The organism is Mesorhizobium sp. L48C026A00 (assembly GCF_000502375.1).
GTDB classification, from domain to species: Bacteria; Pseudomonadota; Alphaproteobacteria; order Rhizobiales; family Rhizobiaceae; genus Mesorhizobium; species Mesorhizobium muleiense.
In genome coordinates, this window is the sequence record NZ_AYWU01000006.1 from 152,696 (window position 1) to 177,310 (window position 24,615).

At 63.8% G+C, this 24,615-nt stretch carries 33 protein-coding genes and 1 pseudogene; 28 read left to right on the top strand and 6 right to left on the bottom strand.

The annotated features are described in order from the left end of the window. Positions 1-439 precede the first annotated feature (439 nt). The 3 genes from X738_RS54775 (at position 440) to X738_RS54785 (ending at position 2,422) form a co-directional block, all read left to right on the top strand. Positions 440-1,003 (top strand): hypothetical protein, encoded by a 564-nt coding sequence (locus X738_RS54775; protein WP_023798592.1) that lies wholly within the window; start codon positions 440-442, stop codon positions 1,001-1,003. A 222-nt stretch (positions 1,004-1,225) separates the two neighbouring features. After that, a complete protein-coding gene (locus X738_RS54780; protein ID WP_023798593.1) occupies positions 1,226-1,801 on the top strand; it encodes an SGNH/GDSL hydrolase family protein in 576 nt (191 codons plus the stop codon). Positions 1,802-1,834: 33 nt separating this feature from the next. After that, positions 1,835-2,422 (top strand): acyltransferase, encoded by a 588-nt coding sequence (locus X738_RS54785; RefSeq protein WP_023798594.1) that lies wholly within the window; start codon positions 1,835-1,837, stop codon positions 2,420-2,422. A gap of 88 nt (positions 2,423-2,510) precedes the next feature. On the opposite strand, the gene X738_RS86020 is transcribed toward X738_RS54785, so the two are convergent. Continuing rightward, the gene (locus X738_RS86020) at positions 2,511-2,681 is read right to left on the bottom strand and encodes a hypothetical protein (RefSeq protein WP_023798595.1); all 171 of its coding nucleotides are present in this window, start codon (positions 2,679-2,681) and stop codon (positions 2,511-2,513) included. Here X738_RS86020 and X738_RS86660 point away from each other — a divergent pair. Next, positions 2,668-2,913 carry a hypothetical protein gene (locus X738_RS86660; protein ID WP_031254695.1) on the top strand — a complete coding sequence of 82 codons (246 nt, stop codon included), beginning with the start codon at positions 2,668-2,670 and terminating at the stop codon, positions 2,911-2,913. The genes X738_RS86020 and X738_RS86660 overlap by 14 nt on opposite strands. A gap of 327 nt (positions 2,914-3,240) precedes the next feature. Here the strand turns inward: X738_RS86660 and X738_RS54790 are convergent, their stop codons facing one another. Together X738_RS54790 and X738_RS0141245 are read right to left on the bottom strand one after the other, a co-directional pair. Beyond that, the gene (locus X738_RS54790) at positions 3,241-3,423 is read right to left on the bottom strand and encodes a hypothetical protein (RefSeq protein ID WP_023798597.1); all 183 of its coding nucleotides are present in this window, start codon (positions 3,421-3,423) and stop codon (positions 3,241-3,243) included. A gap of 120 nt (positions 3,424-3,543) precedes the next feature. After that, on the bottom strand, positions 3,544-3,723 hold the full coding sequence (locus tag X738_RS0141245; protein WP_031254697.1) for a hypothetical protein: 180 nt from the start codon (positions 3,721-3,723) through the stop codon (positions 3,544-3,546). 115 nt (positions 3,724-3,838) lie between these two features. Between X738_RS0141245 and X738_RS0141250 the strand changes: the two genes are divergently transcribed. The 11 genes from X738_RS0141250 to X738_RS54835 all read left to right on the top strand — a co-directional run bounded on the left by X738_RS0141250 (position 3,839) and on the right by X738_RS54835 (position 9,031). Then, the gene (locus X738_RS0141250) at positions 3,839-4,669 is read left to right on the top strand and encodes an N-acetylmuramidase family protein (RefSeq protein ID WP_084833681.1); all 831 of its coding nucleotides are present in this window, start codon (positions 3,839-3,841) and stop codon (positions 4,667-4,669) included. Then, complete coding sequence (locus X738_RS54795) at positions 4,666-4,884, top strand: hypothetical protein (protein ID WP_023798600.1); 219 nt, start codon at positions 4,666-4,668, stop codon at positions 4,882-4,884. The genes X738_RS0141250 and X738_RS54795 overlap by 4 nt, the downstream gene beginning before the upstream one ends. Position 4,885: 1 nt before the next feature. Next, positions 4,886-5,146 (top strand): hypothetical protein, encoded by a 261-nt coding sequence (locus tag X738_RS54800; protein ID WP_031254701.1) that lies wholly within the window; start codon positions 4,886-4,888, stop codon positions 5,144-5,146. Then, positions 5,131-5,367, top strand: a complete 237-nt coding sequence (locus tag X738_RS54805) for a hypothetical protein (RefSeq protein ID WP_051407780.1) — start codon at positions 5,131-5,133, stop codon at positions 5,365-5,367. Before X738_RS54800 ends, X738_RS54805 begins: the two co-directional genes overlap by 16 nt. Next, positions 5,346-5,687, top strand: a complete 342-nt coding sequence (locus tag X738_RS54810) for a hypothetical protein (RefSeq protein WP_031254705.1) — start codon at positions 5,346-5,348, stop codon at positions 5,685-5,687. The genes X738_RS54805 and X738_RS54810 overlap by 22 nt, the downstream gene beginning before the upstream one ends. A gap of 318 nt (positions 5,688-6,005) precedes the next feature. Next, positions 6,006-6,296, top strand: a complete 291-nt coding sequence (locus tag X738_RS54815; RefSeq protein ID WP_023798604.1) for a hypothetical protein — start codon at positions 6,006-6,008, stop codon at positions 6,294-6,296. A gap of 330 nt (positions 6,297-6,626) precedes the next feature. Then, entirely contained in the window at positions 6,627-6,920 is a 294-nt protein-coding gene (locus X738_RS54820; RefSeq protein ID WP_023798605.1) for a hypothetical protein, read from the top strand. 500 nt (positions 6,921-7,420) lie between these two features. After that, the gene (locus X738_RS54825; RefSeq protein WP_023798607.1) at positions 7,421-7,738 is read left to right on the top strand and encodes a hypothetical protein; all 318 of its coding nucleotides are present in this window, start codon (positions 7,421-7,423) and stop codon (positions 7,736-7,738) included. A gap of 315 nt (positions 7,739-8,053) precedes the next feature. Continuing rightward, positions 8,054-8,353 carry a DUF1236 domain-containing protein gene (locus tag X738_RS54830; RefSeq protein ID WP_023798608.1) on the top strand — a complete coding sequence of 100 codons (300 nt, stop codon included), beginning with the start codon at positions 8,054-8,056 and terminating at the stop codon, positions 8,351-8,353. A 101-nt stretch (positions 8,354-8,454) separates the two neighbouring features. Next, on the top strand, positions 8,455-8,739 hold the full coding sequence (locus tag X738_RS0141255; RefSeq protein WP_023798609.1) for a hypothetical protein: 285 nt from the start codon (positions 8,455-8,457) through the stop codon (positions 8,737-8,739). 37 nt (positions 8,740-8,776) lie between these two features. Continuing rightward, the gene (locus X738_RS54835) at positions 8,777-9,031 is read left to right on the top strand and encodes a DUF2934 domain-containing protein (protein ID WP_023798610.1); all 255 of its coding nucleotides are present in this window, start codon (positions 8,777-8,779) and stop codon (positions 9,029-9,031) included. 256 nt (positions 9,032-9,287) lie between these two features. Here the strand turns inward: X738_RS54835 and X738_RS54840 are convergent, their stop codons facing one another. Next, positions 9,288-9,617, bottom strand: a complete 330-nt coding sequence (locus tag X738_RS54840) for a hypothetical protein (protein WP_023798611.1) — start codon at positions 9,615-9,617, stop codon at positions 9,288-9,290. A 275-nt stretch (positions 9,618-9,892) separates the two neighbouring features. On the opposite strand from X738_RS54840, the gene X738_RS54845 reads away from it, so the two are divergent. From X738_RS54845 to X738_RS54885, 9 genes and pseudogenes are all read left to right on the top strand, one after another. Continuing rightward, a complete protein-coding gene (locus X738_RS54845) occupies positions 9,893-10,618 on the top strand; it encodes a GntR family transcriptional regulator (protein WP_023798612.1) in 726 nt (241 codons plus the stop codon). Between the two features lie 2 nt (positions 10,619-10,620). Continuing rightward, entirely contained in the window at positions 10,621-11,655 is a 1,035-nt protein-coding gene (locus tag X738_RS54850; protein ID WP_023798613.1) for an ADP-ribosylglycohydrolase family protein, read from the top strand. After that, positions 11,652-12,620 carry a PfkB family carbohydrate kinase gene (locus tag X738_RS54855; RefSeq protein WP_023798614.1) on the top strand — a complete coding sequence of 323 codons (969 nt, stop codon included), beginning with the start codon at positions 11,652-11,654 and terminating at the stop codon, positions 12,618-12,620. Before X738_RS54850 ends, X738_RS54855 begins: the two co-directional genes overlap by 4 nt. Positions 12,621-12,675: 55 nt before the next feature. Beyond that, on the top strand, positions 12,676-13,731 hold the full coding sequence (locus X738_RS54860; RefSeq protein ID WP_023798615.1) for an ABC transporter substrate-binding protein: 1,056 nt from the start codon (positions 12,676-12,678) through the stop codon (positions 13,729-13,731). 41 nt (positions 13,732-13,772) lie between these two features. Continuing rightward, entirely contained in the window at positions 13,773-14,642 is an 870-nt protein-coding gene (locus X738_RS54865; protein ID WP_023798616.1) for an ABC transporter permease, read from the top strand. Further along, entirely contained in the window at positions 14,642-15,430 is a 789-nt protein-coding gene (locus X738_RS54870) for an ABC transporter permease (RefSeq protein ID WP_023798617.1), read from the top strand. The genes X738_RS54865 and X738_RS54870 overlap by 1 nt, the downstream gene beginning before the upstream one ends. Beyond that, positions 15,430-16,360, top strand: a pseudogene (locus X738_RS54875) (ABC transporter ATP-binding protein). The gene X738_RS54870 and the pseudogene X738_RS54875 overlap by 1 nt, the downstream one beginning before the upstream one ends. A 66-nt stretch (positions 16,361-16,426) precedes the next feature. Further along, positions 16,427-17,674, top strand: coding sequence for an aconitase X (locus tag X738_RS54880; protein WP_023798618.1), 1,248 nt, complete (start codon positions 16,427-16,429; stop codon positions 17,672-17,674). Continuing rightward, positions 17,671-18,105: an aconitase X swivel domain-containing protein gene (locus X738_RS54885; RefSeq protein WP_023798619.1), complete on the top strand. Its 435-nt coding sequence runs from the start codon at positions 17,671-17,673 to the stop codon at positions 18,103-18,105. The genes X738_RS54880 and X738_RS54885 overlap by 4 nt, the downstream gene beginning before the upstream one ends. 216 nt (positions 18,106-18,321) lie before the next feature. Here X738_RS54885 and X738_RS54890 read toward each other — a convergent pair whose 3' ends face one another. Both X738_RS54890 and X738_RS54895 read right to left on the bottom strand, forming a co-directional pair. Next, a complete protein-coding gene (locus X738_RS54890; protein WP_023798620.1) occupies positions 18,322-18,525 on the bottom strand; it encodes an SIP domain-containing protein in 204 nt (67 codons plus the stop codon). 95 nt (positions 18,526-18,620) lie between these two features. Further along, positions 18,621-19,652, bottom strand: coding sequence for a LacI family DNA-binding transcriptional regulator (locus X738_RS54895; protein WP_023798621.1), 1,032 nt, complete (start codon positions 19,650-19,652; stop codon positions 18,621-18,623). Between the two features lie 368 nt (positions 19,653-20,020). Here X738_RS54895 and X738_RS54900 point away from each other — a divergent pair, with 368 nt between their 5' ends. The 4 genes from X738_RS54900 to X738_RS54915 all read left to right on the top strand — a co-directional run bounded on the left by X738_RS54900 (position 20,021) and on the right by X738_RS54915 (position 24,611). Then, the gene (locus tag X738_RS54900) at positions 20,021-21,634 is read left to right on the top strand and encodes an extracellular solute-binding protein (RefSeq protein WP_023798622.1); all 1,614 of its coding nucleotides are present in this window, start codon (positions 20,021-20,023) and stop codon (positions 21,632-21,634) included. A gap of 78 nt (positions 21,635-21,712) precedes the next feature. Next, positions 21,713-22,573: a carbohydrate ABC transporter permease gene (locus X738_RS54905; protein WP_023798623.1), complete on the top strand. Its 861-nt coding sequence runs from the start codon at positions 21,713-21,715 to the stop codon at positions 22,571-22,573. Further along, positions 22,570-23,529: a carbohydrate ABC transporter permease gene (locus tag X738_RS54910; protein ID WP_023798624.1), complete on the top strand. Its 960-nt coding sequence runs from the start codon at positions 22,570-22,572 to the stop codon at positions 23,527-23,529. Before X738_RS54905 ends, X738_RS54910 begins: the two co-directional genes overlap by 4 nt. Beyond that, the gene (locus X738_RS54915; RefSeq protein ID WP_023798625.1) at positions 23,526-24,611 is read left to right on the top strand and encodes an ABC transporter ATP-binding protein; all 1,086 of its coding nucleotides are present in this window, start codon (positions 23,526-23,528) and stop codon (positions 24,609-24,611) included. The genes X738_RS54910 and X738_RS54915 overlap by 4 nt, the downstream gene beginning before the upstream one ends. The last annotated feature ends 4 nt before the right edge of the window (positions 24,612-24,615 follow it).

Below are 24,615 nucleotides of genomic sequence, written 5' to 3' on the forward strand. Positions count from 1 at the left end.
TCGGGCGGCAACTTCCTCGCTGTTGTCTGACGTGGACCGTATCCTCGAGCGTGCCAGTGTCCAACTGCAAAGCTCATTGAGGCAGCCGGGGCGGGCATCAACCCGTCCCTCTATAGAGCCGCCTTCCCATATGTCAGCGGCGATACTCTTGAGCACATTGTTGAAGCTAAGGCGGATGAAGGCGGGACTGTCCAGCTTATCAACACCTCAGCGGGGGCGGCGTACAATGCTACGCTCAATCTATTGGAAGGGACCGTCATTGCTTCTGGTGGGGCTAATCTAATCCAGCGCCGTCGCGACGGCCTTGGGCGTCGGGTGGTATAAGTTCAAGGTGACTGCCCAGATAACCGCAACTGGGCCGGGCAATGCACAGTGCCGCATATCTCCTGCCGCCTATACAGGCGATGGCGTGTCCGGGATATACGTCCGGAAGCATGTCATGCAGAAGCAGGGAACGACCGTCAACCTGTTCCCGAGCAGCGACCCGACGAGCCTGACGTTCACTAGGCAGAACCTTGCTGACGTGATCAACACGGCCGCGCCGGAGGCGCTTGTTGTCCCGGCACTTGAAGATACCGTGAACCGGCTGGACGTACTAATCAACGGCAGGCTCACGGCCACCAAGCTAGTGGAACCAGTGGGTTCGGGAAGCCCGGCCTTCTGGCAACCCCGTACCGGACTTGTTATCGGCGATGACGTCGAGATCGAGGTTATCGCGAAGCGTGATGAACGCCTCCGGCTCAACCTGTTCTCCAATTCAGGCGCTCGGTACGACGTTACGGCCAATCTCGAAGTGGGGTCCGTCGCAACCAACTCGACGTTTCCGTTGCCGGCTACAGCCTTGATCGCTCCGCTAGGTGGCGGCTGGTACAAGATCAAGATAAATCAAGAGGCAGATGTTGCCGGCGGCATGAACCCGCAGCACCGGATATTCTCTGCCACAGGGCCCGCCCCTACGTTGGTGACGGGGTGTCCGGCCTGCACGTGCAGTCCTCGACTATAAGGATCAACGGCGGCCCGAACCTCAATTTATTTTCGGAAGACCTTTCGGTTTTGCCGTGGGCGCACAGTGCAGGCGCAACAGCTATCCCTAATGACGGGCTATACTTGGGTGTCCTGTCCGACCCGACCAGCCTCGGCGGGGACCTGTATGATGACGGCTCGGCTGCTCTTGTCGACAAAAAATGGGCAGCGCTTGGCTCAAGCATCACGATCGGCGCCTACTATGCGCGCCTTTCCTCGCCGGACAGACGGGGATGATACTTACCAATCTTGGCGTCAGCGGCTCTGCGCTGGGGCTGAGCACGACTGGCTACCCGAGCTACGGAATGTCCAACAAATCGTCGACATTCCGGCCGATACGGAGATCGTCACTCTGGAGCCCGGCCCGAACGCCTTCGGCGCGCAAGAGACGCCTCTGGGTGCCTTCGGCGACACGACCTATGGCACTCACTATGGGTCGCTGTGGGCGGGCTGCGTCGCTATCCGCTTGCAGGCACCGAGCGCTAAAATCGTCATGATCGGAACGTACAGCGGCGGTCCCAGCCACGCGACCCATCGAATCGGACGTGTCAACGGTCAGGGCAACACGATGGATCAGTTCTTCGAGGCGGAGCGCTATGTGGCACGCGCGCTCGGAATCCCGTTCATCGACATTTCCCAGAGCGACATGGGCTACCTCACGTCGGCACTGTACATGTCGGACGAGCTGCATCCGAATGCAACCGGCAGCCGGCGCCATGCCACCTATGACGCCGAATGCCTGCGTCAAATGGTGCGTCGGGGTCTCTTCGATGCCTAGACTGAAATGGTGGCGTGTGGCAGATGTTCGCTGATGCGTATCTTCTCCACTATTCTCGCTGGTCGCCGCCGCTTTTCGTCTTGGATCGCCACAGGCGCCGCAAGGGAGAATGCCGTCATCGGGCCGCGCACGAAGTTCGGTGCCGGGGCGGAGATCTTCAATATTCATGGCGACAGGTCCCGGGTCTCAATCGGCGCGGACAGCCATCTGGACGGACATCTGCAGGTCTTTGCCCATGAGGGTCGGATCAATATCGATGACTGGTTCTACCTTGGTCCAGGCTCGACGATTTGGTCATCGGATCCGGTGGGGATCAAGATCGGCAAACATGTCCACGTCTCGTGGGGGATGGCGATCCACGATACCAACTCGCATCCCATGGACCCGCAGAAGCGTTTTGCGCAGATGCAGGCCATCTTTCGCGAAGGCCACCCGCGCGTCGACCCAGGCATCCGCTCAGCACCGATCACAATCGGAGATGATGTCTGGATCGGCAACAGTGCCATGATAATGAAGGGTGTCACGATCGGCGACCGGGCGATAATTTCAGCCGGCTCAATCGTACGGTCGGACGTTCCGGCCGACGCTTTGGTGCGGCCGGACCGCGACCTGGTGAAATGAAATGATGCCTTCGCTCATCAATGAGCGTCGTCCCATCATAGAGCGCCAACCATTCGCTTGCGCCAAGGCGCGGGCGAATGGCAACGGGCTAATGACGGCTGTCTTGCGGCTTGTTGTGAGGCTGGCTGTTCGACCACCAGACAAAATACAGCGAACCCACCTTCATGACTGGTACGCGGCGCTCGCGTTCGCGCCCCCGCAATTCGCGATAGACTTTTACCTTCAAGGTGCCGCCCGGCAGTTTGATGCGCACGGCCATCGGTTCAACTCCGCTGTGCAATTCAATGATGATGTGCGATGCAGCAATCAGAGAACTTCCCCAGCCGAAGAGTCAACCGCCGATGCGCGCGTTTGCTGGCTTGACCGGAAGGGTTCAAGCGCAGCCGCCCGAGGACGGCTTTTTTCGGGCCGTCAAGGCGCTGCCTGAGATCGGTTTGGATCGTCGTCGGGCTGGTCGTTCAACGGACGCGGCCGGTTCGACCACCAGCTGAAATACAGCGAGCCCAGCTTCAGAACCGGGATGCGGCGGGCGCGCTCACGCTCGCGCAACTCCCGATACCTTCATCTTCAAGGTGCCGCCCGGCAACCTGATACGCACTGCCATTGCTCCCAACCCCCGTTGTGCAATGCAGCGACTTAGAGAGCTTCCGTGGCGGAAGAGTCAAGGGCTGATCGTTGATTCTTTCTGCGGCTGTTTTCCGGGACCGGTTCCAAGAACGGTCCGGGCGGGTGAATGGTGAATGGTAGTAGTGAGTAGTGAGTAGTGAGTGGTGAGTGGTGAGTAGAGTGAGAGCACCTTCTTCACTATTCACTATTCACTATTCACCCACTCCCTTTGGCGGGCGTCCGGACGGACGATCCGAAATGCTGCTCGGCCACCAGACGATGAAATAGTCTCCAAGCCGCCAGACCGGGACTTGGCGCTTCTGCTCGCGGCGGCGCAGCTCGTCCTTTTTCTTGATCTTCAGTGTCCCGCCCGGAAGCCTGATCCTGATTGTCACGCGCCCTCCCGCACCTGTCCCCATGGGGTATGAACGGTTCATGGGAGCAGTTTATTCCGGCTAAGCGGTTTCCATCCCGATGGCAAGACGGATCGAGCTGTTCTCAATTGGTCAATGCCGTCAGTTGAAGAAATTCGCCATGCCCTGGAAGGCGAGGAACGCATAGACGATCGGCCCGGCTATCAGCCCGCAATAGAGGCACAGGATCACCGCCAGCGCCACAAGCAGCGGCTTGTCGCGGCCGACCGCGCAGAGCTCGGCCTTCACTGTCCAGCGCGCCGTTCCTTCGTGTTGCGACATTCGGCCAATCCCCTCAGCCTGGGGCCATTTCACACAATCGCCTGCAAACATCAACCGGGCGCCTGCAAACATCAAGCTGGCGCCTGCAAACATCAACCTGGGAAAGGACAAGACGATGGACATGACGTTCAAGGGCGCCGCCAGGCGCCTCGACGATCTCGATCTGCCAAGACTTGGCGCCAGCATCGGCGTCGGCGAAGACGAGATCCACGCCTTTCTCGATGTCGAAACCAGCGGGCATGGCTTCGACGCCCAGGGCCGGCCGGTCATCCTGTTCGAGCCACATGTGTTTTACCGCAATCTGGCGGGCGCCGCTCGGGCAAGGGCGGTAGCGGCCGGCCTTGCCTATGCCAAATGGGGCGAAAAGCCTTATCCCCGCGACAGCTATCCGCGCCTGAAAGCCGCCTGCGCCATCGACGAGACGGCGGCGCTCAGATCGGCGTCATGGGGGCTCGGCCAGGTGCTCGGCGAGAATTTCAGGGCGGCCGGCTTCCCCACCGTGCAGGCCATGATCGAAGCCATGATGGCGGACGAGGCGCTGCAGCTGGCGGCGGCGGTCAATTTCATCGCCGCCAACCGGCTCGACGGCAAATTGCGCAAGCATGACTGGGCCGGCTTCGCCAAGGGCTACAATGGCGCATCCTATGCGAAGAACGCCTACGATATCCGGCTTGCCGAGGCGTTCCGCAAATGGTCCGGGATCAGGGACACGCCGCCCGCTACGCAGCCTCCGGCGCCGGTTCCGATCCCGCAGCCGCCGCAACCGAACGGTTTCACGCCCGCCAAGGCAGAGCCGGGCAAAGCCGGAGTGCGGCGCGGACCGTTGTCCGGACCGTTTTCCGGATCGTTGTCCGGATTATGGGCCGCAGTGCTGGCTCCGTTGGTCGCCGCAATCCTCTCCCTGTTTCGAAAGGCCCCCTCCTGGTTTCGAAAGGCAAAGCCATGAACTGGTTCAATACCAACGCCGCGCACAATCTGATCAATGTGCTGATCCTGCTGCTCACCGGCCTGGTCGGCTTCGACTGGACGCTGTTCGGCATCGACGCCGCCCTGGCGCTAAAAATCACCGGGGTGCTGGCCCTGCTCAAGATCCTGATCAATGTCGTGCGCGACGGCGTCGCCGGCCTCGTCAGAAACCAGCCTGCCGTGGAGGGCAATTGAGATGTGGGTGCTTTCCATGCTGGGCGCGCTCGCCGGCAACACGACGATCTTGGCGATTTTTGCCGCGCTCGCCGGCGGCATCGGCCTGTTTGTCGCCGGCGGTCGGGCCAACAAGGATGCGGCCAGGCGAGCGGCAGAAAAACTCGTTGCCGTCGAGGAGCGCCTCGAAATGGACCGCGAGGCGACCGATGCCGAACGCCTGGCGCGCGACCTGCCGGACGAAGCCGCACGGCGGGAGGCGATGCGATGGTCAAAGCGCTGATGCTGCTGCTCGGGTGCCTGTTGCCCAAGTGCCTGCTGTTTGGCGGCCTGCTGCTCGCCGGGTGCGCAACGCCGGTTTCGCCGGCGCGCCAGGTCTGGTGCGACCACAACCAGCCGCGTCGTGCGTCCGCCGCCGTCGTCGCCGCAATGACGCGGCCGGAGCTCGACGAAATCAATGCCTACAACGGCAAGGGCGCCAGATGGTGCGGCTGGAAGCCATGATACAGGAACTTCTCGACGCGCTCGGCATCAAGGCGCCGGTGGTGGTCGCCGGCCTTTCCGGCGGGATTTTGCGAGCCCTGTCGCGCCACCGCTACAAGGTTCGCGAGATGGTGGCGTCGCCGATCTGCGGCGCGCTGGCGGCGGCCTACCTGACCTTGCCGGTGGTGCATTATTTCCGCGCCACCGGCCTGGCGATTCCAGCCAACGACGACACCACGACGCTGGCCGCGGCGTTCCTCATCGGCGTCTCGGCGATGTGGATCTCGGACATCGTCTTCGAAGTGGTGGTCAGGCGGTTCAAGCCCGAGAAGGAGGAGTGAGATCGCGCCTGTCTTAAAGCGCGTCGCGTTTGACCGGCCGCATGCGACGCGCTTTAGGTTGTTGTTTTATGCATGTCGTTATCGCAAAACCGCTGCACACCCTCGGTTCAGGCCCGAGGGCATGCTTTTGCGCGACATGCATTATTGCGCCGCAGCAACAGCCTCTTGCGGGAGACCCGGGTGAAGGTTGCGGAACCACTGGCGAAGGTGCGCGTTGGGCACGACCCTTGAGAGGATCTACCATGCCAGCTCGCCCAATCGTCTCGACAGCCGCAGCGANAAGGTGCGCGTTGGGCACGACCCTTGAGAGGATCTACCATGCCAGCTCGCCCAATCGTCTCGACAGCCGCAGCGATCCTGCTCGCCGCCACAAGCATGGCTTACGGCCGGCCGGATGCGCGCACCATGACATGCGAACAGACGCAGCAGCTGATCCAGAGCCGGCGCGCCGTCGTCCTGTCCACCGGCCGCAACACCTATGATCGATATGTCCGCCAATACGGCAATGAGTGCGACTGGCCCGAAGCGCCCGTCACCTCCTACATCAGGACGCTTGAGGGTCAATGTCGGGTCCATCGATGCGAGGAACCGGTTCTCGGATTGCGATGATGCGCCATTAAAGTCCGGGATCAAACACCTAGGGTCTGCGCCGCGTCGCTTCGCTCCTTGCTTCGCCCCAGGATGACGAAGGTGTAGTAGCGTATGGCTAATCGCCAGCGTTGGAGATTGGTGCTAGAAGCAGCCGACGCCTGATCCAAGGTCTCTTCCCGCGACCACCAAGGTGGGCCGATGCGCTAAAAGCCGAAGGTTGCGGAACCACGGGCGAAGGTGCGCGTTGGGCACGACCCTTGAGAGGATCTACCATGCCAGCTCGCCCAATCGTCTCGACAGCCGCNGGGCGAAGGTGCGCGTTGGGCACGACCCTTGAGAGGATCTACCATGCCAGCTCGCCCAATCGTCTCGACAGCCGCAGGGATCCTGCTCGCCGCCACAAGCATGGCTTACGGCCGGCCGGATGCGCGCACCATGACATGCGACGAGGCGCAGCAGCTGATCCAGAGCCGGCGCGCGATCGTCCTGACCACCGGCCGCAACACCTATGATCGATATGTCCGCCAATACGGCAATGAGTGCGACTGGCCCGAAGTGCCTGTCGCCGCCTATGTCAGGACGCTTGACGGTCAATGCCGGGTCCATCGATGCGAGGAACCGGTGTTCGATTTCCCGGACTAGTGGGGCTTACGACTTCGTCAGCGTTGCGGGATGAGTGCCGAGGCCGAAGCTGCTGATCTCCCCCCTTGAGGGGGAGATGGCCGGCAGGCCAGAGTGGGTCGCCGCGCGTCGAGCGCCAACCTCCACTGTCGCAAGAGAGAAGGCCGCGCCTAGTCGAACCGACCCCTCTGCCCTGCCGGGCATCTCCCCCTCAAGGGGGGAGATCGCTTCTAGAAGCCGAAGAACTGCCAGCCGACCAGGTAGCCAAGCGCGACGACCGCCAGGGGAAACAAGGCTGGCGCCAGCCGGCTCAGGGCGGAGTTGCTTGCCGGCTCCTTTGGAGCGCTTCTTTCGGCGTTTCCGAGGTTCTTGGTCATTCCGCTATAGTAGCAATCGCTGATTAACGATTCCCCAACATGCCGCGCCGGCGCGATGGAGCCGGGCGGCTTGCTGCAGGCGGGAACCAATCGCCGCCAACCGGCTTTGGCAAGGAGGCGATCGTTCGCGCGGAGGAGTTCGACATGAAACCTTTCGCATTCCTGCCAATCACGCTGCTCGGCGCACTGGCGTTGGCGGCGCCGGTTGCCGCCCAGACGGATGACGAGACACAAGACCAGGCGCCTGCCGACCACTGCCAGGCGCAGCCGCAGAACGGCCAGCAGCAGCCGCCCGTCAACAACGGTGACAGCAACAGCCTGACCGACACGCTTGACCCCTGCAACGGCGTGCTGCTGCCGCCGCCGACCGGCGATCAGGGCATGGCCGCACCGCCGCCAGACCAGGGCAGGACACCGGTGCTCAAGCCCGGCGAGGTCCCGGCGCAGCCGCCGAAACCATAGATTGGGAGCATTTGCCGGTCTCGCGCCTGACGGTGCTGGCGCCGGCAGGGATTTTTGCCGTAGGGCGGAACATTAGTTATCGCTAAATGTTCTTTTCGAAGCAGTCGATATCACCCCCCTCCGGTATCGCTGCTGATCGGGCAAAACCGATCGGCCCGCGCGCTTGGGCGACCAAGATCGCGGGCCACTGCCAGCCAACGCGGCGATCAATTAGTCGCCGCTCACGGAACAAGACGGTTTCGTCAAACGTTGGCTTTTGGGCTGAGTCGTCCCGAGTGTGGACAGCAGAGCCCGCAAACCAGACAGGAGAAGACGATGAAAATCCACCTTGTTCCTGCCGCCGCCGGGCTGGCTTTGCTGACCGGTGTCGGCGCCGCCACCGCAGACCAGGTGATTATCACGCCCGAGCAGCAGACGGTCGTCCGCCAATATGTGGAGAGGCACCCGCTGGCGTCGATCAGCCTCTTGGGCGTGGAACTCAACGTCGGTTCCACGTTGCCCGACACGGTTGAACTTCACGAGGTTCCCGACGTCGAATACAGATACGTAGTCGTCGACGATCGCACCGTGCTGGTCGATCCCGGCACCCGCAGGATCGTGCAGGTCATCGACTGACCTTCACCCGCCGCTCTCCCGGGAAGACGCGGGAAGAGCGGCTCGCCGGCAGGCAGCCGGCTGTCGATCGTCTTCGTGGCGGGACGGAAGGAGCCATTTCCATGTTGCCGCATGTCGAATCACGCGATGTGGCCGCATCCGTCGACAAGCTGCTTGCCGAACGGGGCTCTGCCCTGTTGTCGATGAAGGCGTTGATTGCAGCCGTGCGTGAGCAAACCGGAACGGAGCGCTCGGACGCGGATCTGGCAGGGCTGATCACCAAAAAGGCGGCACTCCTCGGGGTCGTGGTCCTGTCCGATTTAGGCGGGCCAGACCCGGGCCGACCCGACCCTGGCCGACCCAATCTGGGCCGAAGCCCCCAAGACGCCGGTCGAAAATTCAGCTAGAAGTTGTCGCTCACCGATTTGAGCCGAGGAGGCAACAGTGACGGACGACAGGCAGGAACGCATTCGCCGGCGGGCTCACGCGATCTGGGAGCGGGCCGGCCGGCCCGACGGCGCGCATCAGCAGCACTGGGATCAGGCCGCGGCCGAGATCGACGGTGGTGGGGAAAGCGGACCCAAAGCCAGGATTGCTCGGCCAAAGGCGCCGGCTCGGCCGAAGGCGCCGGCTCGGCCGAAGGAGCCGGCGGCCGGCAAGGTGACCAGTTCAAAGACTGCCCGGCCGCGCAAGGGCTAGCCGCCATCTGATGTAGTGCTCTACGGCGCCCCCCTCTGTCGCCGGACATCTCCCCCACGAGGGGGGAGATTGGCAGCTTCGACGACGGCACTCTTCTTGCGACTTTTGTGATTGGCGAAATCAGTGACAGCCAATCTCCCCCAAGTGGGGGAGATGTCCGGCAGGACAGAGGGGGGCGCCTCGCTCTGCCATCAAAGGTTTCGCACATAACGCTTCTGTCCCGCGGCCGAAGCGCTGGTCCCGAAATCGATCACGGCTACATGCCGCAGTGCCTGTCGTTGACGGTCGGTGAAACCGTGCCGGGAGCCTTGTGCGTGGCATCAGGCATCGCGCCCTGCGGGCTTGGCGGGCAGTTCCGATCGGCATTGGAATTCGTGCCGTCGGGGCCCGCAATGATGCTACCGGTAATCCCGGTATCGACAGCATCCGGCTCGGCCAGGTTCGGATCGGTCGGGGCCGGGTCGATGACGACGCTTCTGCCGCTGCCGGGAGCCATGCCAGCCTCTGTGTCGGCTGTGCTCTGGGCCATCGCAGAAGTGGCCAGACCAGCGGCGAGCACGGACGCCGCGAGTAACTTCGTAAGCATGGTTTGCCTCCATTTGTCTAATTTTTTGGTCGTCGCCGCATCGCGACTACAGAAAAAACCGCTCGGGGGTGGTGAAGGTTCCCGTGAAATTGCAGCCTGCGACGAACCGTCGTGATCAGCAGGGGCCGTCGTGATCGGGAGGGGCCGTCGTGATCAGCAGGGCAATCTTGCCCGGGATGCCGGGATCCCAAAACGTGCCGGCCGCGAGCCGTTGACATGACTTGCCCTATCGCGTTATTGAACAGGATTATACAGGTTTACTGAACAGGTATTCCATGGCGCGTCGCACGATCCTGTCGTCTCCCGGAACCGGCAAGCCGGAACGGATCGCCACCGTCCTCGAGCACGAGATCCGCTCCGGCGTGCTCGGCTTCGGCGACCGCCTGCAGAGCGAGAACGAGCTTGTCCAGCGCTTCTCCGTCAGCCGCAACACCATCCGCAAGGGTCTCGAGGAACTGTCGAGCCGCGGGCTGATCACCACCAAGGTCGGCATCGGCTCGTTCGTCACCTTCGACGGCATGCCGGTCGACGACGCCGTCGGCTGGTCGCGGGCACTGGCCAATGCCGGCGCCAATGCCGAGACGCGCACGCTCAGGCTCGAAGTCATGCAGGATGCCGAGCTCGCCGCCACACTCGGCGTCGTAAGCCCGTTCTTCATCGCCGTCGACCGGGTGCGCTCAAACGCCGATGACGGCCATGCCATCTCGATCGAGCGCAGCCGCCTGCCGCTGTCGCCCGAACTGGAGGACGTGCCGCTGCGCGGACTGCGCGAGGGCTCGCTGCACCAGACGCTGCGCGCGGCGGGGCTCGTCCCCGATCACGGCGAGGAGTGGGTCGATATCGAGATGCTGAGCGCTAAGGACGCGGCCATTCTTGACTGCGCGCCGGGCGCGCCGTTCCTGCGCACACGGCGCCTGACGCGGGCCGCCGACGGCCGCGCCATCGAATATGTCACCAGCCTGCTCAATCCGGCGCATTTCGCGCTTCACCTGGAGTTCTGAGCATGGAGATGGCCGCGGCGATCGACCGGGCGATGGGTGCGCTTGTCGGCGGGGCGCTGGGCGATGCGCTCGGCATGCCGACGCAGCTTTTGTCGCCGGCCCGCATCGTCGAGCTCTACGGTCCTGTCGAGGGTTTCGTCGCGCCCGCCGCCGACCATCCGGTGTCGAAGGGCCTGTCCGCCGGCACTGTCACCGACGACACCGAACAGGCGCTGCTGCTCGGCCGCATCCTGGTCGCTTCAGGCGACGGCTTCGACCACACGCGCTGGGTCAAGGCGCTGCTCGACTGGGAGCGCGAGGTCAAGGCGCGCGGCAGCTACGATCTGCTCGGACCTTCGACCAAGCGCGCCATCGACGCCATCAATGATGGCGTGCCGGCCGAGGAGGCTGGGCGCAGCGGCGACACCAATGGCGCGGCGATGCGCATCGCGCCGGTCGGCATCATGATGCCGCCGGAGCCGCTCGACGCGCTGGTCGCCAAGGTTGCGGAAACCTGCCGGGCGACGCACAACACCTCGATCGCCATTGCCGCGGCGGCTGCCGTTGCCGCCGCTGTCAGCTGTGGCGTTGCCGGCGGCGATTGGCGCGCCGCCTCGGATCGCGCGGTCGTGGCGGCAAGGCAGGGCGCAGAACGCGGTCACTGGACCACCGGCGGCGATATCGCCGCGCGCATCGACTGGGCGAGGGGCCTGGTTCGCGGCAAGGCTGTCACCGACGGCATCCGGCTGATCGTCGACCTGGTCGGCACAGGCGTCGCCAGCCAGGAATCGGTTCCGGCGGCTTTCGCCGTGCTGGAAATCGCCGGCGGCGATCCCTGGCGGGCGGCCGTCATCAGCGCCAATCTCGGCGGCGACACCGACACGATCGGCGCCATCGCCGCCGGCATGGCAGGCGCCTGCGCCGGCTTTTGCCGATTGCCAAGGGAATACATCGCCCGGCTCAAAGGGCTCGACATGGCGCAGGTGCGCGCGCTCGCCGCCGATCTGGTCGCGGTGCGGATGGCGAAACGCGGTTCGGGCAAGGATGCGACGGCATGAGCCGGCGTCTCGTCCATATCGGCAGCGCGGTGGTCGACTATGTCTACCGGATCGACGCCTTGCCGGCGCCCGGCACCGAAAAGACCGCATCGAGCTTTGCCCAGGTCGCCGGCGGCGGCTTCAACATGATGGTTGCGGCCAGTCGTACCGGCATGAAGGTCGTCTTCGGCGGCCAGCTCGGCAGCGGACCGAATGGCGATTTCCTGCGTGCCGCTTTTGCCGCCAAGGGCATCGCAACGCTGACGCACCCATCGCCTTTGATGGACAGCGGCAATTGCGTCGCCATGATCAGCGGCGACGCCGAGCGCACCTTCGTGTCATGGCCTGGCGCCGAGAGCGTGCTCAGCCACGGCATGATGGCGGCCGTCCGGGTTGCGCCTGATGATTGGGTGTTCGCCTCCGGCTATACGCTGAGCTATGTCGGGAGCCGCGACGCGCTGGCCGACTGGATCGAGGCGCTGCCGGCGGAAATTCCCTTCGTCTTCGATCCGACACCTGTCATATCGGAGATTCCGCGCGCCATTCTCGACCGGGTGCTGGCGCGCACGAACTGGCTGAGCTGCAACACAACGGAAGCGGGCGAGATCGCCGGCCCCGGCGCTGTCGAGGCCATTGCCGCCCGGCTTCTGTCCAATCACTGCCCGACCGCCGAGGCGGTCATCATCCGCGCCGGGGCGGAAGGCTGCTTCGTGCGACTGGCTGACGGCACCGCGCAGGCCGTGCCCGGTTTCAAGGTCGCCGCCGTCGATACCAACGGCGCCGGCGACACCCATATCGGCGCCTTCGTCAGCGCGCTGTCGCGCGGCGTGCCGCCCTTCGAAGCGGCAAGTTACGCCAATGCGGCGGCGGCGCTCTCGGTCACCCGCCATGGCGGATCGTCGGCGCCGACCGACGAGGAGATCCAGACATTCCTCAGCCATGACGATCGATCCGTGCACGGCCGGAAGCAAAAGGCCCATTTATGACAGCCTAAATGACGCAACAAGCCCGCCAACCGGGCAAACAATGAGAGGAACGAACATGCGCATGCCCAAACTGACTGCTTTTGTGACGGCAACCGCCGTCTTCGCTTCCGCACTGGTCGCCAGCGCCGACGAGGTGCATGTGCTCAACTGGAAGGGCTACGGCGCCGACGAGCCCTGGGCCATCGCCGCTTTCGAGAAGGCGACCGGCAACAAGGTCGTCAACGATTTTTTCAATTCCGAACAGGAAATGCTGACCAAGCTGAGGACCAATCCCGGCCTCTACGACGTCGTCATGATCAACGCCGCCTTCAACGACCAGGCGATGGCGGAAAAGCTGATCCAGCCGATCGACGTCTCGAAAATCCCCAACTATGCCGACATCAGCGCGGACAAGGCAGGCTCGCCGATGCTCGCCCGCGATGGCAAGGTCTATGGCGTGCCATGGGTGTGGGGCTTGACCGCGCTCGCCATCAACGAGAAAGCCTTCGAGACGCCGCCGACCAGCATCGCCGAGATGTGGAACGAGGCGCATAAGGGCCGCGTCACCATCCGCGACGACGCGGTCGAGGCGGTCCAGTTCGGCGCCATCGCCACCGGCCAGAACATCAACGACATCAAGGATATGGAGGCGATCAAGGCGAAGCTGGCCTCGCTGATGCCGCAGATCAAGACGTTCTGGAGCTCGGAAAACGACTGGAACCAGATGGTCGCCTCCAATCAGATCGACATCGGCACCTATTGGAGCGGCTCGGCCGACCGCGCCAAGACGCATTTCAAGCTGCCGGTCTCGCTGGTCATCCCCAGGGAAGGCGCCGTCGCCTGGCTCGACGCCTTCTCCATCCCGGTCGGTTCCAAAAACTTCGCCGGCGCCGAGGCCTTCATCAACTACATGATCGACCCGAAATTCTACGTCGAATGGGTCACCAAGGTCGGCGCGCCGGTGTCGGCCAACGCCAAGGCGGTCGCCGCCCTTCCCGAAGACGCCTTCAACCGCAAGGTGATGGGCGACCCCGACGTCGCCAAGCGCATCCAGTTCCAGGCGCCGGTCAGCGACGCGCAGCGCGAGGCTTATCTGGCGCTGTGGCAGGAGCTGAAGGTCAATGTGAAGTAACGGGCGGGGTGAAAGTAACGGCAAGCTTTCGGGAGGAACATATGGCTGGACAGGTCGCAACCGGTTCGAGGAGCGGATTGCGATCGGCTTTGCCGCTGCTTGTGCCGGCCTATCTCTGGCTGACGGTGGCGATCTTCTTGCCGCTGTCGGCCATGGTGTTTTTCTCCTTCATGACCGAGCTGCCGCTGTCGGGAAAGGCGTGGTCGTTCACGCTGGACAATTATGCCACCTTCTTTGCGCAAGGCCTCTACCGGACGCTGCTGCTGGCCTCGCTCAGGCTCGGGCTCGAGGTGACGCTGTGGTGCGTCGTCATCGGCTATCCCGCGGCCTATGTGCTGGCCAAGGTGTTTAGGGGACGCAGCCGCGAGGCGATCTTCCTGCTCGTCATCCTGCCGTTCTGGTCGAACGGCCTGGTGCGCATCTTCTCCTGGGCGATGGTGCTGCGCGAGGGCGGCATTCTCGACACCGCACTCAACGCCGTGCTGCCGTTCAAGATCAACATCGACCTGATGTATTCCTACCCGGCCGTCATCATCGGCCTGGTCCACTCCTACGTGCCCTACATAGTGCTGACCTGTTACCTGACGCTGCAGGCCATCGACGATTCGCTGATCGAGGCAGGGCGCTCGCTCGGCGCCTCGCGGCTGCAAATGCTGAAACGGGTGATCATTCCGCTGTCGATGCCGGGGCTGGTCGCCGGTGCGGCGCTGATCTTCGTTCCCGTCGTCGGCTCCTTCATGGAACCGCGTATTCTCGGTGGCCGCACCGGCACTTTCTACGGCACGGTCATCGAGGACCAGTTCGTCGCCGTGTTCAACTGGCCGCTGGGTGCGGCGCTGTCCTTTATCCTGCTGGCCGTCGTGCTGGTCATCCTGGCATTGGCGTCGCCGGTGTTGAAGAGGGCCGCGTGATGGCGACGACGCGTATCCTGGAATGGTGTGGGCGCCTCTACATCTGGCTGCTGCTCGCCTTTCTCTACCTCCCGATCATCATCATGGCGCTGATGTCGTTCAACGTCTCGCCCTTCTACCAGTTGCCGTTCGAATGGACGACCGAGTGGTACGCGTCGTTGTGGCAGAACGACCAGCTGATCTCGGCCACCTGGAACAGCGTGGAGATCGCCATCATCACCACCATCATCTCCACGGTGCTCGGCTCGGCGGCATCGCTGGCGCTCTATCGCCATGAATTTCGCGGCAAGAAAGTCCTGCAAGCGCTGCTGTTTCCACCGATCGCCATTCCGTGGCTGATCACCGGCACGGCGATGCTGATCTTCTTCTTCGGCGTCGGCATCGGCCGTGGGCTGTTCGCGATCCTGCTCGGCCATGTGGCGCTGGCGCTGCCCTATGTCATCGTCGTCGTCTCAGCCCGGCTGCAGACCTTTGCGCCGGAGCTGGAAGAGGCGGCGCGATCGCTCGGCGCCAACCAGTGGCAGGTGACTTCGCGGGTCACGCTGCCCTGGATCATGCCGGGCGTCATCGCCGGCGGGCTGTTCGCCTTCGCCGTGTCGTTCGACCAGTTCGTGGTCTCGTACTTCCTGTCGACGCCGGGCCAGACGACCTTGCCGGTCGAGATCTACGCCGCGATCCGCAAGGGTTTCACGCCGGAGATCAATGCCGTCTCGACGATCATCATCGTCGTCTCGATGGCGCTGATGCTGCTCACGGCAAAATTCTTCAAATTCGGCGGAGAGAAATAATGGCCGGCGTGCAGGTAGCGAATTTGTCGCGCAGTTTTGGCGCGCACAAGGCGCTGGACGATGTCTCGATCGATTTCGCCGACGGCGGTTTCTACGCGCTGCTCGGGCCGTCGGGCAGCGGCAAGACCACGCTCCTGCGCCAGATCGCCGGCTTCGATTTCCCCGACTCCGGCCGCATCGCCATCGGCGGCGAGAGCGTCGAGCGGGTGCCGGTCGAGAAGCGGCGCATCGGCATGGTGTTCCAGAACTATGCGCTGTTTCCCAATATGAGCGTCGCCGACAATGTCGGCTTCGGCCTGTCGGTGCGCGGGCAAGCCAAGGCAACGATAGCCAGCGAGGTGCAGCGCGCGCTCGACCTGGTGCAGCTCGGCAAGCTCGGCGGCCGCCGCCCGCACCAGCTGTCGGGCGGCCAGCGCCAGCGCGTCGCGCTGGCCCGCGCCATCGTCACCAAGCCGCGCGTGCTTCTGCTCGACGAGCCGCTGGGCGCGCTCGACAAGGCGCTGCGCGTCGACATGCAGATCGAGCTGAAACGCATCCAGCGCGAGATCGGCATCACCACCATCTTCGTCACCCACGACCAGGAAGANCGGCGAGACCCCCGGCGCCGGCATCCGGCTGCCGGACGGCACGGCGATCGCCGCCGCGGCAGGCGCGACGCTTGCCGCCGGCGTCAGGGCCAGCTGCGCGGTGCGGCCCGAACGCATCCGCATCGCCACCGATTCGGGGACGTCCGATCCGAACGCCAATATGCTCCGCGGCCAGGTATCCAAGCGCATCTTCGCCGGCAACAACAGCACCTATTTCGTCGATCGCGACGGGCAAACGCTCAAGGTCATCGTGCAGAACACCGGCGTTGAAAGGTTGGCGGAGGGGCAAAAAGTGGTGCTGCGCTGGTCGCCGGAGAGCACGGTGCTGATCGCGGCAAACTGATCTTGCCAGGCGGGCCGCAATCAGTGAGAGCATGGTCGGGCATAGTGCGGGAAAGCGGAACACCCGATGACGCTTGAACTCAGTGCGGGCGACCAGTCGATGCTCGGCGGCGAACACGGTCGGGCCGTGGCCGCAGCGATGAAGATACTGGTCGCCTTTTCCAACGCCGTCGGCGCGCGCAAATTGTTGGACATTGCCGGCGCGCATATCGACGGCTGCCTCTATCACGGCCAGGCCAGCCTCGATTTCGTCGAAAGGCTGGTCGAGGGCGGCGGCCGCGTCCGCGTGCCAACAACACTCAATGTCGGTTCCTTCGACCTCATCCATCCCGGGCTGGTGAAGATGCCGGCCGCGCAAGAGGTGCCGGCGCGGCGGCTGATGAAGGCGCATCTAAAACTCGGCTGCGAGGCGACCTTCACCTGCGCGCCCTATCAGACGCGGTTCCGGCCGGGCTTTGGCGAGCAGATCGCCTGGGGCGAGTCCAACGCCATCGTCTTTGCCAATTCGGTGATCGGTGCGCGGACCAACCGCTATGGCGATTTCATCGATCTGTGCTGCGCGATGACCGGTCGCGCGCCGGCCTGGGGACTGCACTTGACCGATAATCGGCGCGGCCAGATCCTGTTCGAGCTGACCGGTTCTTTCGAACCTGCCGATGCCCTGTTCGTCGGCGTCGGGCTGGTCATCGGGCAAGCGAGTGGCGACCGCATTCCTGTGATATCGGGCCTGCCGCAGCCGCGCGACGAGGATCAGCTGAAGGCGCTTGGCGCGGCGGCGGCAACGACGGGTGCGGTGGCGCTGTTTCATGCGGTCGGCATCACGCCGGAAGCAAGGACGCTCGACGAGGCATTTCGCGGCGTGGCGCCGGAGGCGACGATCCGGATCTGTCGCGCCGACATCGACCAGGCGCTGGCAAAACTGTCGAGCGTCCCCGACGGCGCGCCGCTTGCGGCCGTATCGCTCGGCACGCCGCATTTTTCGCACGAGGAGTGGAAGCGCCTGCTGGCGATGCTGCGCGAGGTGGCGCCGGGCAGCGGCATTCCGATCTACGTCAACACCGGGCGCGCCACTTTCAAGAGATTGCAGGACGAGGGCGAACTTGCCGGCATGGATGCGTTCGGCCTCATTCCGGTTACAGATACCTGCACCTATGTCACCTCGGTGCTCGAGCGTCTCGACGGCGTGGTGATGACCAATTCCGGCAAATGGGCGCACTATGCGCCGGGCAATATCGGCGTGTCGGTGGCCTTCGGCGACCTGGAAGACTGCGTTCGCTCGGCCGCTGCCGGCCGCGTCGTGCGAGGCGCGCGATGAGCCAACAGGACAGTCGAGCGCAGAACAGAGTTGGCACGTTCCAGCTTGCCGGCGAGGCGCAGGGATCGGCGCTGGTGCTGTCGCATGCGCTCAGCTTCTGGGGCGGCGTCGATGCCGAAACGGGCGACATCATCGACCGTTCGCACCCGGGCGGCAACGTCGCCGGTAAGATCCTGGTGATGGCATCCGGGCGGGGATCGTCGTCCTCGTCTTCGGTCCTGGCCGAGGCGATCCGCCGGGGCACGGCGCCGGCCGGCATCATCCTGCAGCGGCCCGATCCGATCCTGGCCGTCGGCGCCATCGTCGCCGAGTTCCTCTACGAAATCAGCATGCCGCTGGTCGTCTGCGACATATCGGGCATTGTCTCCGGCGACCGGATCGCGATCGGCCTCGGCGAGGATGACCGGGCGATCGTCAATATTGGGCAATGATCTAAAGTGAGTGATTGGGAATTGTCGCGTCGGGTCGCGGCTAGCCCCTTCTCCCCGTTTTCCACGGGGAGAAGATGCCGGCAGGCAGATGAGGGGCAGCACCAGCGTCGGAATTTCTACTCAACGTTCGCGCTGCCCCTCACCCTTACCCTCTCCCCGTGAAGAACGGGGAGAGGGGGATCGCCTGCGTTGCATTCGCCATCAAAACAGTCTTTTTCAGCCGGCCATCAGTCCTGCCGTGCCACGTCGCCAGTAGGCCGCCGCCAGCGTCTCGTCGCGGCCAAGTCCGAGCGTGCCGCGCCAGTGTTCGCGAACGATCCTGGCGGCAGCTGCTTCCGCCGCGAACCAGCCGAACGCCGAGCCGGTCGGCCATGCGGAGGCGATCCCGGTCGTCGTCGTCCCGAAGACAACAGTCCGCACGCATTGAGCTCAAGATTACCTTGATCGCCGCAGCGCCACAGCCTGCACCTGCTGGCGCTGCCTCTCTTTCCCGGGTAATCCCGGGACCCTTCCGTTCAGATCTCCGGGATGCTTTCCCTGAAGATCACCTGCAGCCTCGGCTGGTGCAACTCGTAGGGCAAGCCCCTGATCGCGTGGGTCAAGGTGTTGAGCGCTTCGCGGGCCTCGACGCGCGGGTTCTGGTCGATCACTGCATCGAGCGTGCCGTCGAGCAAAAGCTCCTTGGTGCCTTCGGTCACTTCATGGCCGAGAAACACGGTCGACAGCGCCCGCACTCGCTCCTTGAGCGCGCGGGCGATGCCGGTGTTGCCGGCGCCGACATTGTAGATCGCGGCCAGGTCCGGATGCCGGTCCAGCAGGGCGGAGGCCTCCGCATAGGCCTTTTCCCGGTCGTCGAGCATCTCGCGCATCTCGACGATCTGCAGATTGGGCGATTCTTCCGTCAATATGTGGCGGAACCCCATCTCGCGTTCCTCATGGCCGCGATAGGAGAGCGAGCCGGCGAACAGCGCGACCTTGCCCGGACGACCGGCGCCCATGAAGCGGTTGAGCAGATAGCCGGCGAGCCGGCCGGCGGCGCGGTTGTCGATGCCGATATAGGCGACCCTCGGCACGTGCAGGATGTCGGACGCTATCGTGACGACCTTGACGCCGCTGGCCGACAGCGAACGGATCGCCTCGCGGACCGTCGGGTGATCGAGCGCGATGACGCCGACGCCCTGCGTCTGGCCGCGCAATTCCTGCAGCAGGCGGGCAAGCCGGTCGGGATTGAAGCCTTCGATCGTGGCGACGCGAACATCGAGGTCTGGCCGCGATTGCGCCTGCGCCTCGATGTGCCGGTGCAGCATCTTGATGAAGGAATTGGTGCCGGCGGGCAGGGCGAAGTCGAGCCGTATCACATCACCGGACAGCGCGTGGCGCGTGGTGGGGCTGTTCGAATTCTCAGCGATGTAGCCCAGCCGCTGCGCCGTTTCCAGCACGACCTCGCGGGTGCGCGCCCTGACCCCGGCGCGGTTGTTGAGCACACGATCGACCGTCGCGGCTGAAACGCCGGCTTCCCGGGCTATGTCTGTCAGGGTGGACCGCACAGTCGATCACCTCACTGCTTGCGCGCTACGCGCATCAAAATCGCGCGCTCAATGGTTCGAATGCCGGACGACGGCTTCATGCCATCCGCGATTCTGATGGGAAATGATGTATCCGGCCTGAGCCGATGCGCAAGCCGGCGCGCTACACCAAATCGTCGAGCCGGGCCGAAAAGGATCGGCGCGGCGCTCGGTCCCTCAAATTCAAGCACTAGGTGCCGTTGGCTGACCTCGCTGGACTGCATCCTCTCCCCTCAATTGCGATGTTATGATGTGTTTTGATTATTTATGATGTTGACAGCCTTCCCATACTGCCGTCAATATCCATCATGAGGGCCGTGGAGGAACAAGCCCTCGAGGGAGGACTTCCAATGTCTGATATGATCCGCATGTCGCGGCGCCGTCTGCTGGCGTCCGGTGGAAAGGCGGCCGTGCTTGTTGCCGCCGCAGGTATCGCACCGAAATTCATCCGCCCCAGCCGCGCCTACGCGGCCGATGCGCTGGCGCCGGGCATGATCGGCGGCCCGACCGGCTTCGACGGCTCGGAGCGCTATCAATATGGGCCCGACACGCCGGAAGGCCGCGCCATCGAGGCGGCCAAGGCGATGAAGGGGGCCGGCAAGGCCCCGGCCAAGATTGTGCTTGGCCTGTCCGACGGCTCGATCGGCCAACTGACGCAGCAATTTCCCGCCGGCGCGCCCTCGATCAAGGATCTGTGGGAGAAGGAAACCGGCATTCCGATCGAGATCGTCGGCGTGCCGAACGGCCAGGAATTCACCAAGACGATGCAGGACATCTCCACCAAGGGTGGGGCCTATGACATCTACGCGGTGGAATGGAACCGTCTCGGCGACCTCGCCGAAACCGGCGGCATCCTGAAGCTCGACGACTTCGTCGCCCAGTACAAGCCGGAATGGGACGACCCCGAGCGCGGCTATGTCGACGGCGCCAAGGGCGTCTCGCTCCTCAACCAGTATCGCGGCTCGACCTATGGCGTGTCGCTGGACGGCGATTTCCAGACTTGGGTCTATCGCACCGATCTGTTCGGTGACGCGGCCGAGAAGAAAGCCTTCTCCGACAAGCATGGCTATGGACTGGCACCGCCGAAGACCTGGAAGCAGCATGACGAGATCGCCGCCTTCTTCCATCGCCCGGACAAGGGCCTGTTCGGTTCGACCGATCTGCGCAACCAGGGCTGGGGCTACACTAACTGGTATCAGCGTTATGTTTCAATGGCTTCGCCAAATCAGTTCCTGTTCGACGATACCGGCAAGCCGCTGATCAATTCGCAGCAAGGCATTGCCGCTGTTAACGAGTACATCGCGTCGCTGGCCCACCATTCGCCGGATGCGATCTCTTGGGGCTGGCCGGAGCAGTACGGAAATTTTGCCAAGGGCGGCGCCGCGATGACCTGCGCCTTCTCCAACCTGCCGAAATTTTTGGACAATGCCGGCAACAAGGATTCAGCCGTCACCGGCAAGATCGGCTCGATGCTGCCGCCCGGCCGCGAGATCGACGGCAAGCTGATCAGCCGCTCGGTGCTGTGGCTCAATCTGTCGGCCTCGGTCTCGTCGCAGGCCAAGAATCCGGAGGCCTGTTACCTGTTCCTGCAGTGGCTCGGTTCGAGCCGCATCTATGCCTGGATGACCGCCAATCCGGGCGGCTATTTCGATCCGTTCCGGCTGTCGGATTTCTCCGACCCGCTGGTCCGCCAGACCTATCACGCCTACCACATGGATGTGGTGCGCGAGACGGTTGCCCGCACCGTCCCGACCATTAACTATCCCGGCGCCACCGCCTTCCACAACGCGCTGGACGAGAACCTCGTCGCCGCGCTGACCAAGGCCAAGACCCCCGAGCAGGCGATGGTCGACACTGAGGCCGAATGGAAGAAGATCGCCCGCCGCACCGGCGAGGAGAAGCTTCTCGAAGCCATCAAGACCAACAAGGAGGCCTGGCCCACCGTTCTCGATCCGATCAGCTGATCCTCCTCCCAGCATACGAATGGAGGGGAGGAGTTTGCTCTTCCCCTCCGCAAACGATGGTACCAGCAAAGCTGCAAAATGAAGCGTTCCGTTCCTTTCGAAATATTCCGCTATGCAGCGATCCTTGCTGCTATGGCGGTGACGCTGGTGCCGATCCTGTGGATGGTCTCGATGGCCTTCAAGCCGATTGCCGAATGGTCGGCGACCGGCGCCGACCTAACCTGGTGGCCGAAGAACCCGACGCTCAGCAATTTCCGCTTCGTCTTCGGTGAATCGACCAACAACCTGATCGTCGCGCTCGACCGTACCGCCCTAAAACCGATCCTGTCATCGCTGCTGTCGGCGGTGTTCGGAACGGCGATCGCCATGTTGGCGGGCACCGCGGCGGCCTACGGGCTGTCGCGCTTCGGCTCGGGCCAGAACCTGCCGCTGGCGCTGATCCAGCTCCGCCTGTTTCCGCCGATGGCGGTGATGACCCCGGTGATGATCATGTGGGCCTTTCTCAACTTTACCGACAGCTGGTGGGGGCTGTCGCTGATCTACGGCATCGTCACGCTGCCCTTTGCGTTCTGGCTGATGAAGACGTTCTTCGACGACATGCCGCGCGAGATCGAGGAAGCGGCGCTGGTCGAGGGCTGCTCGCGATTGCGCGTCTTCACCCGCATCACGCTGCCGATGATGCGCGCGCCGCTGGCCAGTGCCGCGCTGTTCGTCTTCATCCTCAACTGGTCGGACTATCTGATCGCGCTGCTTTTGACGACACGCGAATGGGTGACGGTGCCGGTCTACATGGCCTCGCTGTCGTCTTCGATGACCGGCCAGCTCTACGGTGCCAAGGCGGCACTCGGCCTGATCGCGGCGGTGCCGCCTGTCATCCTGGGCATCGCGATCCAGCGCCATCTGGTGCGCGGGCTGACCTTCGGGGCGCTCAAGCAATGAGCGCGGTCACTGCCACGATTCCGGAGGACGTGATGAAAACCGTCCAGGCAAAGCCGCCCCTTCGGGACGAAGGGGTAAAGCTCGGTTTCCGGCTGACACTGCCGGCGCAGATCCTGGTGCTGTTCATCGCGGTGTTTCCGCTGTTGATGCAGCTCTATATCAGCCTGACCGACTGGTCGCCGCTGTCCGGCCTCGGCTGGTGGAGCGCCTGGTCGCTGTGGAACAACTTCGCCAACTACACCGACGTTGCCGCCGACGCGCGCTTCTGGAGCGCGCTCAAGAGAACGGCCATCGTCATGATCGTCTGCGTGCCGGCGGAATTCCTGCTCGGCTTGGCACTCGCCACGCTGTTTGCCGACGAGTTCCCGGGCAAGCGGATCTTCTATTCGATCCTGCTGATGCCGATGATGGTGGTGCCGGCGGTGGCCGGCTACATGTTCTTCATGCTGTTCCAGTCAGGCGGACCGGTCAACGACATCCTGTCGGCGCTATCAGGCTTTCCCGTCACCATCGCCTGGCTGTCGGACCCGACGCTGGCGCTCATCGCCGTCATGCTCGCCGACATTTGGCAATGGACGCCGCTGATGTTCCTCATCCTGCTTGCCGGCCTGGTCGGCGTGCCCGAGGACCAGATCAAAGCGGCGACGCTGCTTGGCGCCAATCCCTGGCAGCGCTTCGTCACCATCGTGCTGCCGAAGATGAAGACGATCATCATCATCGCACTGGCAATCAGGGTCATCGAGAACTTCAAGATCTTCGACACGCTCTACATCATGACGGGCGGCGGTCCCGGCGTCGCCACCGAGACCATTTCCGTCTACATCTACAAGCTCACCACCCAGGACCTGATCTGGGGCTATGTCGCGGCGATCGCGCTGGCCATCCTGATCGTGCTGTCCATCGCCGCGGTGTTTGCCATGAAGCGCATGGCCCGGGCGCGGGAGGTGCCGGCATGAGCGCGATCCATCTGCAGAACCTGGTCAAGAAGTTCGGCGACTTTACCGCCTTGAAGACGATGGATCTTGCCATCGCCGACGGCGAGTTCATGGCGCTGCTTGGGCCGTCGGGCTGCGGCAAGTCGACGACGATGAACATGATCGCCGGCATGGAAGAGCCGACCAGCGGCAAGATCGTGTTCGGCGAGCGCGACATGGCCGGCGTGCCGATGGGGCGGCGCGGCGTCGGCTTCGTCTTCCAGAACTATGCGATCTTCACCCATATGAGCGTGCGGCAGAACCTCGCCTACGGCCCAAAAATGCGCGGCGCTCCGAGGGCAGAGATCGACCACCGCGTGGGCGCGATCGCCGAGATGCTGCAACTGACTCCGCTGCTCGACCGCAAGGCCGACAGGCTGTCGGTCAACATATTGCAGCGCGTGGCGATCGGCCGTTCGGCGATCATGGAGCCGGCGATTTTCCTGCTGGACGAGCCGCTGTCCAATGTCGACGCCGCCTTCCGGGCTGTCATGCGGACCGAATTGAAACAGCTGCAGCGTCAGTTCCGGCAGACCATGGTCTATGTCACCCACGACCAGCTCGAAGCGATGACCATGGCTGATCGCATCGCGGTGATGGACCATGGCGTGCTGCAGCAGGTCGGCACGCCGCTCGAGGTATACAACGATCCGGCCAATGTCTTTGTTGCCCGCTTCATCGGTGCGCCGGGCATGAACCTGCTCAAGGGCAGGCCGGCGGAAAGCGACCGTGACCTGGTCATCGATCTCGGGCCGATCGGTGTCACGCCGCCGCTGCCGGACAATCTCGCCCCGGCGGTGAGGGCCGCGCGCGAAGATGTGCTCTACGGCTTTCGGCCTGAGCAGGTGATTCTCTCAGACCGCGGCCTGTCTATGCCGGTAACGTTCGTCGAGCGCATCGGCGCGCGCACCATCGTCCATTTCGGCCAGGGCGAGAGCACGGTGAAGGCGGTGTTCGACAATGACGTCGGGCTGGCGATCGGGCAGACAGCGGTTGTCGCGCCGGCCCAGGCGTCCGTGCGTGTGTTCGACGCCGCCACCGGCCTTGCCATGAAGGCGGGCTGAGACC